The 8,404-nt window shown below is 35.7% G+C and carries 6 protein-coding genes; all 6 read right to left on the bottom strand.

Going from position 1 to position 8,404, the window contains the following annotated elements:
• The coding region (locus tag MVY38_RS07510) for a hypothetical protein (RefSeq protein ID WP_297484870.1) at positions 1-2,460 on the bottom strand (2,460 nt) is incomplete at its 3' end.
• Positions 2,461-2,528: 68 nt separating this feature from the next.
• Positions 2,529-3,194 (bottom strand): response regulator, encoded by a 666-nt coding sequence (locus MVY38_RS07505; RefSeq protein ID WP_297484868.1) that lies wholly within the window; start codon positions 3,192-3,194, stop codon positions 2,529-2,531.
• Positions 3,191-5,029 (bottom strand): 7TM diverse intracellular signaling domain-containing protein, encoded by a 1,839-nt coding sequence (locus MVY38_RS07500; protein WP_297484867.1) that lies wholly within the window; start codon positions 5,027-5,029, stop codon positions 3,191-3,193. The genes MVY38_RS07505 and MVY38_RS07500 overlap by 4 nt, the downstream gene beginning before the upstream one ends.
• Positions 5,026-5,355, bottom strand: a complete 330-nt coding sequence (locus MVY38_RS07495; RefSeq protein ID WP_297484865.1) for a YraN family protein — start codon at positions 5,353-5,355, stop codon at positions 5,026-5,028. Before MVY38_RS07495 ends, MVY38_RS07500 begins: the two co-directional genes overlap by 4 nt.
• 1 nt (position 5,356) lies before the next feature.
• The gene (locus MVY38_RS07490) at positions 5,357-7,426 is read right to left on the bottom strand and encodes a molybdopterin-dependent oxidoreductase (protein ID WP_297484862.1); all 2,070 of its coding nucleotides are present in this window, start codon (positions 7,424-7,426) and stop codon (positions 5,357-5,359) included.
• Between the two features lie 143 nt (positions 7,427-7,569).
• On the bottom strand, positions 7,570-8,301 hold the full coding sequence (locus MVY38_RS07485; protein ID WP_297484860.1) for an SDR family NAD(P)-dependent oxidoreductase: 732 nt from the start codon (positions 8,299-8,301) through the stop codon (positions 7,570-7,572).
• Between the last annotated feature and the right edge of the window lie 103 nt (positions 8,302-8,404).

Raw genomic sequence — 8,404 nt, 5'->3', positions numbered from 1 at the left:
TGTTAAGCTAGAATCATCAATAACTCTTGGAGTAAAACTTATGTGATCACCAACTTCTACATTTGAGAAAGATGGTGTAGTTTGAAAGATAGGAGCTTTATTTGTTGTAACAGAAAAACTAAAAGATTTACTTTTGAAGTTTAAAAACATACTCTCTGTTGTTCCTTCAGGCTCATCAAGAAAGATAAGTCTAAACTGTATGGTATCTCCATTTTTTAGTTTTATATTTTTTGCATTATGCACACTTTCCCAAGCCTCATTTTTTGCATAAGCACCATTTCCAACTATAGTTGCATCTACTTCTACCCCACTTGATAGATCAGATATTGTAACTGTGTTTGAAAAATAAGTTCCATTTGAGTTTACATTTGTTTGACTTCCTAAGTCTATATCATTTGGGGTTTGGGTTATTTTGTGTGTTAAAACTCCAAAATTTGCAAATTTTTTATAATCACTATCTTCATTATCATAATACTCAACACTTGCTCCATAAGATATAACGGTATTATTAACATTTAAAATTTTAACTTTTAAAATATCTCCTGCTTTTACACCCTCTATAGCTCCACTAGTCCAGTTTCCATTATTGATTTTTATTTGAGCATTTCTTGTACCTGATTTTATTTTTATTCCATTTCCATTTGCTATACCTGTTATAGCTATAGCATCACTTTCCACACTTATACTATCCCCATCTACAATACCTACTCTTTTAGTTGGAAAATTAAAATGTGTTGGTACATAGTCCATAAGAGCTGGATTTGCTTTTGTTATAGTTTGAAAAGTTATTTGATAGTTACCAAGTTTTATAGCAGTTGTTTTTTTTCTATCAAAATCATTTGCAGAGATTTGTTTAAATCTTACTTTTATTCCTTTTGATGCACTGTTTATCCCAATGTTCCAACTACTATCACCCTCAGCTTGTACCCATCCATTTGATACTGTTAAAGGTAAATCTCCTTCAAATCCATCTAATGTGACATAATCTGTTATATATGGAGTATTTAAATCAACATTATACTTAGTAGCCGGAGTGAAAATGTTTGGAGTTATATCTCTAACTCTTGTAACAGTTATAAAATCTCCACTAACTTCACCTATATTTAAAGTTGCTTTTTGAAGAGTAGAAAATTGATTTGAAGCTGCTAGTTTAACTTTTATCTTATCTCCATTTGTTACACGAGAAATAGTTGAATTTCTGTTGACCCCATTTACACTATATTTTCCTCCTGTTACATTTACATCTACAAAAACATTTTTAGATAATCCACTAACAACTATCTCATCACTTTGAACAGTAGATGAAGGTTCTGCATTTAACTTTTTGCCTAGGTTAAAGCTGTTTGGAGTTGTATCAGTAGAAGAGTTTGGATCTGATTTTGTTGTAGTGCTAAAATAAAAACTTTTGTTATTTACTTTTAGTGTTGCAGTTTTTTTTGTACCATAATCAGATGATGCTATGGCTTTAAGTTTAATAGTTGTTCCTGCTGGAAGCGTACGTGTATCTCCTGAGTGGAGTATAGAACTACCATTTATAATAGCACTTGCATTTATCGCTTCAACACTAACATTTCCGTCAAATCCTAAAAGTATAACTTCATTTGAGTTCACTTGTGAACCTAGTTCTACATCAAATCTATCTATAAACTTCAAATCAAAATCAACTGGCAGTTTTCCTTGTAGCATTTGTTCAACATGAGTTGCCATGTGTGAACCTACTTGAAGATCTATATTTGCTGCCACTTCTTGGAGATTTACAGTTTTTATTTTCTCCTTTATACTTTCAACTCCAGCATCCCCTTTTCCATCTAAATTCCCATCTTTTGCATCCTCTACTATATCTTCAAGCACCTTTTGTGGATTGTCAGTAGAAAGAAGGGCTGCTGAGATTTGTAAAAGTTTAGCATTATCTGGTTTATCTGTTTTTGTTAAATCTAAACTTTCAGGACCTTTGCCATTTGATAAATCAAGATTAAACATCTCCTCTATAAGGTTATTTGCCGAAACATAAGCTTCATCAAAACTTTTCCCCTCTTTTAAAAGTTTGATAATCCTAGCTGATGTGATTTGGGTCAAAATATTTACATTTACTCCCCCATCTATTTTCCCTTTTCCACCTTTTATAACAACAGAAAGATTTCCATTACCTCTGTAATTTCCTGTAACCTCATCAAAATAATCACCAGTTACCACTATTTGAGTTGGATTTGTCCATGGAAGTGAGTTAAAAGTAAAGTCTCCCTTTATTCCATGTGTAGTTGTCTGAACTATACTACCACTTCTAACACCATTTACAAGTTCATAAGCCTTTACAACAGACCCATTAGCAAAAGGACCTTTTTGGGCCGAACCACCTGTATTACCAGAGTTTGAAGAAGATGACCCTCCTCCGCTACATCCGCTAAACGCAGTAACAATTGCTACTACGAGGATGAAAAATATATGTTTCTTAATTAACATCACTAACTCCTAAAGTTAAGTTACTATCTGTCAATTATAAAACGAAGACATTGCAAAAACATTGCAATTTATATATGCAGCTTATATCCTATGGAGTGAATGGTCTCTATAAACTTATAGTTCAGTTTCGCTCTAAGTCTGCTGATGAGGGCTCTACGGGTATTTTCATTACTCTCTTTGTCCGGCCATATTTCATTCTCTATCTCATACAAAGAGAGTACGCTGTTTTTTGCACCTAAAAAGAGTTTGAGCAGTTCTAGCTCTTTTTTTGTCAAGTGTACACTCTGTGCATTATGGAGCAGTTCATCACTCTTGGTATCGAACGAGAACTCTTCATCAAATATCACATCACCTCTTTTTTGATGCTCCTGTGCATGGCTTAAAGCTATTTTCATCGCTGCACGCAACTCCTCTCTGTTAAAAGGTTTTACAAGGTAGGCACTCGGTTTTGTTTTAATGGCACGCTCTAAAGTCTCATCATCACTAAAGGCACTGATGTATATGATGGGAATGTTTTGCCACGATTGAATCGCCGCCGCACATGCGATGCCATCCATATCTCCTTCGATGTAAACATCTATCAGTATCAGATCGACCACCTCTTTTTTCAAAAGTGCCAGACATGCCGCTGCGTTTGAGAAAGTAGCTACGACCTTGTAACCTAAACCTTTTACAAAACCTGCAATCTCCATCGCAACAATACTCTCATCTTCAATAATCACAACATTTTTCATTCACTAAACCTTATGGTAATGTTAAAATCACTATCTTTTTGCAGTGTCAATGTACCGTGGAGCTGGTTTTGTACAAGTGCGACAATAAGCTTCATTCCCAAATGCTCTTTTGCTGCATCATCAAGTGAAAATCCTGTACCGTTATCCTGTAAACGCAGCACATAGCGCCCCTCTTTTTTATACATCTTTATATGAATGCGTATCTGCTCTTTTTGCACATATTTAATGGTGTTTGTCACCAACTCATTAACAATGAGTCCCACATACCCAGCACTGCGTAAAGGCAGCAATATATTTCGTATATCATATTCATAAGTGACATTTTTTTGTGAAAGGGCTTTTATGTCTTCACACAACTCTTCAATGTATGCAGCCATGTCGATTCTTTGCAGATCCTCTTTAATGTCGAGCATCGTGTAAATTTTGGCAATGGAGTTAATACGCCCATCCAACTCCTGCAGCCCTAAACGCAGCGCCTTATTTTCTGTCTCATCCTCTTGCATACGCACAAGGGAGAGTATTAACTGTAGGTTGTTTTTACTTCTGTGATGCAGTTCTTTAAGCAGATTTTTCTCATTTTTAAGAGATGTTTTAAGTTTCACAGTCGCTTTTTGCACCTCTAGCTCCACAATCTCTTGACGCTTTTGCAGCTCTTGCATAAGCGAAGTATTGAGCCTCTCTTTTTCTTTTTTAAATATACTGTAACGGTCAATAAATGCCAAAGAGAGTACAATAGCCTCTAACGCCGTTAAAAATATCACTATGTCAGTCAGCTCTCCCATTATGGAAGTAAAACCTAGTCCATCAAGTATCATCAAAGTAAAACCAACAAGCTGAAATGCCCAGCCTAGCACAAAAAAACGAGCCTCTTTCTCTCCCTGCCTATAGATGTAAATCGCTGCATACATATTGAAATAGATAAAAAAGAGTGCTGTTACAATTGAGACCTCAGGCAGATAGAACCACGGCAAGCCAAAGAGTAGAATCTCTATAAGCCCAAGCAGTAAAATAGCGTTATAAATCTTGTTTATTTTTTCATATCGCTGCGTTTGAAGGAAACTCTTTGCAAATAAAACAGCACTTATAAAGAGGAAATTTACCTTAAAAACCACAGCTAAATTGTCATAATAGACAAACCAGGAAGGCGCGAACATCTGTGTAATACCCAAGTAGGTTGACTGCTGAAAAAGCAGTGCAAAAAGATACAAGAGATAAAAAATATAGACTCTCTCTTTTGTGTAAAGGTAGAGAACAAAATTGTACAAAAAAAGCAATCCGAGAATACTCAAAAATATAAAAATGATGTTTTGTTCATGATATTCATCTTTGAGATAATCTAATTTATCTTTTAGCCTTATACTTAAACGCAGCGCCGTTGTAGTATTACGCACTTTTAAGTAGTACTCTTGTAACTCTTTTGGCTGCAGTGTTATTTCAAAGATGGTGTGAAGCTCGTCTCTCGGTATGCTTTGATAAAGCGTTCCCTTATGCTGTGGCTTTTGAGTTTTTTTATAGAGTGAAACATCTTCTAAAAGAGGGTTTCTTATCTGCAGTATCTTTGTCTCTTTTTTCTCACCTGAATTATAAAGAGTGAAATAAATCCACAATGTGGTATTACGAGTAAATCCTAGGTTTATCTCTTTTTCATTAAAGGGTGTAAACTTTGCACTCTTCACAATTTCTTTAAAAGTTTTGTCACTTTTATCGACATAAATTTTACTCGATAAGAACAGAGGTCTATTCATATTTTTTACATCCATAGTAGCATGGGCTAAAGAAAGAGGTAAAAATAGCAGCAACAGTATAAATGTAAAGAGATATGAAGTTTTTTTCATAGTGTGATATTTTCCAAAAGTTCAATACTCTGCGGTGTCACAATAACTACATCAATACAAAAATCAACATCCAAATCTTTTTTTTTCAAATAAACGAAAACTGTTTTTGTAAATCGTGAAAGTTTCGTAGGGGTAATGTTTTGAATGGCAAGCTCATACTCTTCTCCACTCTTCACCTCTACAAAATGCAATACTCCATTTTTAGAAGCAATGATATCAATTTCTCCAAAACGAGAATAAAAATTTCGCTCTACAATGCTAAAACCATTCTCAATAAGAAACGCAGTAGCTCTCTCTTCGGCAATATTTCCTTTTGCTCTGCTCATCTTAACAATTAATAACTTCAACCTGTACCGACTTAAACGCAGCAGTCAGAATAAGCTCATCACTTTTATCTCCAAAGAGATTGTTTATTTTCGACTCTGCATAATGAAAGGTTGCAAAGAGGGTTTTTGGCTGTACCTTATCTGTGATTTTTACCTTAAGAGGATTTGTTTCACCCCACTCACTCTTAAGAATGACACGCTCACTTGTAAAATCAGCTGCATCCTCTTCACATACAAGTAAAATATCTTCATCGTAGTGCTTATTTAACTTCTCGCTGCGTTTGGTTTGTGCTGCATTGTTGTAGTGAGCAAGTGTTCTTCCTGTGGTAAGATGATAGCCTGTAAGCTTTTTATTTATTATCTCTTCAACCATACCACGCAGTTTGTATTGATGGTATTTAAAGTGTCCGTAACCATCATCTGTTCTAAAATCCAGCTGATGTAAAATGGGAGTATCTTCTGTATGAACTGGCCACTGTAGACCACGCTTGCGATGTTTTTCAAGTCTGTGATAATCAGCACCGCTAAAACGACGATACGCCACGCGTTGCACCTCTTGCCAAATATCTTTACTCGACTTATACTCCGCAGTGCCCCCCATTTTATTATCTAGTATCTGTAATACTTCCCAATCATCTGGCAGATCTGATTTTACGAGTGGTTGAGAGAGATGCAGACGCCGCATTGCGTTTATATAGACGCCTGTCTTTTCATAGGCTGATTTTACACCCACAACAATATCGGCACGATTTGCAATATCACTCATAAAAAGCTCTTGCACAAAAACAAGTTCCAAACGCTCAAACGCCTTATTAAATTTATTCAAATTTGGATGAATATGTGTTAAATCTTCCCCAATATTAAGCACTGCTTTTACTCTATCTTCTAACATTGCATCAACGAGTTGTGGTGTCATAAGCCCCATTTCTTCGGGTTCTTGATAATCTGGGTCATAGTATGGCAACATTCCCATATCACAAGCCCCTTGTACATTATTTTGTCCACGAAGAGGCATAAGTCCTACCCCTGCTTTACCAATGTTACCTGTCATAAGAGCTAAGTGCGTTATTGCCATGACTGCATAAGAACCATCTAAATGTTCTGTAATACCAAGTCCCCAAAATATCATAGACTTTTTAAGTGCATACTCTCGTGCTACTTTTCTTACCATTTTAGAGAGGTATTCATACCCCTCTAATTCATTGAAATAGTCTGGATTTGCATAAGGATCATTAATAATTTTCTCTTTAAAATCTAAAAATCCTTTTGTTCTATCGGCTATAAAATTCTCATCATACAGCTCTTCATCTATGATGACATAGGCGAGCATATTTAAGATAAGAAGATTTGCTTCATGAGGCATTATTGCCTTATACTTTGCAAAACGGTGGAGTTTAATTTCTCGTACATCAAAAACAGCCAAATTATCTTTCTCTCGTGCCACATCTAAAATACGATTTGCAATAATAGGGTGTGCTTCTGTTGTATTTGAGCCTATCACTATCATAAATTCAGTATTATAAATATCATTGTAAGGATTTGTCGCAGCACCTTCACCAATGGTTGCACGCATACCTTTTAGAGATGGAGAGTGACAGACACGCGCACAGTTGTCTACATGAGGGGAGTTGAGAGTATGACGGGTGAACTTTTGAAAAAGATAAGAAGATTCACAAGAGCTTCTCGCCCCGCCGATGGAAGCCACGGACTTACGACCAAACGCAGACTGAATCTCTTTTAACTTCATAGCACAAGCAGTAGTAGCAGCATCCAAATCACACTCATACCATGTTGCATCAAAATCAACTAAAGCAGACGCCACAGCTTCTTTTATAGCAGGGTTCTTTTCTAAGAAACTTTTGCGTATGCGTGGAGTTCTCAGCCTATCTTCTGCATCCACAAAATCATATCCATATTTCCCTTTAATGCAGAGCTTCCCTTGAGAAACTACTCCATCAGGATGTGCAAAAATCTTTTTGATTTTATTCTCTTTGACATCAACATGCGCTGCTATATCACACCCTACACCACAGTATGTACATACGCTATCTATTGTTTCTATATTTTCCATTTATTACCACCCTCAACTACTTTTAAACACAGTTTATGTCCATTAAAATTTTCAAGAATTATATTCTGAGGCTCAGAGCGAAGCGAGGATTTGTCCTCATAATATGATTATTGAAAATTTTCTTCTGCCAAATCTGGAATATATCAGCTAAGATAGTTTACAATCCTTTGACTTAAGAACGATGGAAGTAGATTAAAAAACCTAATGATTAAATAAAATCTAAGCGGAAAAGCATAAAACTCTTTTCCTGTATCTATGGCTCGCTTCATCCTGCTAACACCCTCTTCTGTCTCAAGTAAAAAGGGCATTGTAAACTCATTTTTATCAGTCAATTCACTTTTTATAAATCCTGGAAGAATTGTAATGACTTTTATGCCATAAGGAGTATATTTGTAACGCACGCCCTCTGCATAAGCATTAAGCGCGCGTTTTGAGGAGGAGTAAACTTTTGAAGAGGGCATACTAAAGAGTGATGCCAAAGAGGAAATAAAAACCACTTTACCACTGCGTTTAGCACGCATTTTTGGCAGTAAAATTTCTAAAATAGCGTGATTTGCAAGGACATTGACATCATAAAGCTTTTTAAATTCACTTATTGTAGGCACTGCGTTTAAGTGACCTATGGAAATACCTGCGTTTAATATAACCATATCCATTACAGGGAGCTTTTTCATCTGTTCTTGTAACGCTTCAAACGCAGTCACATCCACACAAATAAGTGTAATATTTTTGCATCTATCTTGCAACTCATTTTTGAGTCTAACAAGTCGTTCTTCTCGTCGTGCAAGCAAAAAAAGTTCATTCTCTTTTGTAGCATATTGGCGTGCAAATTCAGTACCAAGCCCTGAACTTGCACCAGTTATAAGAATTTTCATCTAAATTTATACTATTCTTATCATCACTGGTCTAAAGTTAATAAAATCAAGTTTTTCCAACTCTTTGAGCATACTTTGAATATCTTTTTCTACAGCTTTATGT

The organism is Sulfurimonas sp. (assembly GCF_027056685.1).
Taxonomy (GTDB): Bacteria; Campylobacterota; Campylobacteria; order Campylobacterales; family Sulfurimonadaceae; genus Sulfurimonas.
The sequence above is the reverse complement of the archived record's forward strand: the minus strand, read 5'-3'. Positions and strand labels throughout refer to the sequence as shown.